The organism is Franconibacter daqui, assembly GCF_014644275.1.
Classification (GTDB): Bacteria; Pseudomonadota; Gammaproteobacteria; order Enterobacterales; family Enterobacteriaceae; genus Franconibacter; species Franconibacter pulveris.
The window spans coordinates 1-528 of record NZ_BMKJ01000019.1 but is presented as its reverse complement, the minus strand read 5'-3'; the positions used below and the strand labels follow the sequence as shown (position 1 = coordinate 528).

The window sequence follows — 528 nt, the reverse complement described above, 5'->3', positions numbered from 1 at the left end:
CCCCTTCGTCTAGCGGTTAGGACTCCGCCCTTTCACGGCGGCAACAGGGGTTCGAATCCCCTAGGGGACGCCACTTGCTTGGCTGTGGGTGAAAGGCACAACCAACCGATATCTCAAAACTGACTGTTTAGTCACGTTTGAGATATTTGCTCTTTAACAATCCGGAACAAGCTGAAAATTGAAACGACACACGAAAGTGNGATTCGCGAGAAACATCTTCGGGTTGTGAGGTTAAGCGACTAAGCGTACACGGTGGATGCCCTGGCAGTCAGAGGCGATGAAGGACGTGCTAATCTGCGAAAAGCGTCGGTAAGCTGATATGAGGCGTTATAACCGACGATGTCCGAATGGGGAAACCCAGTGTGATTCGTCACACTATCGTTAGCTGAATACATAGGCTGACGAGGCGAACCGGGGGAACTGAAACATCTAAGTACCCCGAGGAAAAGAAATCAACCGAGATTCCCCCAGTAGCGGCGAGCGAACGGGGAACAGCCCAGAGCCTGAATCAGCTTGTGTGTCAGTGGA

Annotated in this window: 1 rRNA gene; it reads left to right on the top strand. The window is 51.8% G+C overall.

Annotation, left to right across the window (positions count from 1 at the left end):
* Positions 1 to 229 precede the first annotated feature (229 nt).
* Positions 230 to 528, top strand: a 23S ribosomal RNA gene (locus IEX01_RS21440); the annotation flags it as partial.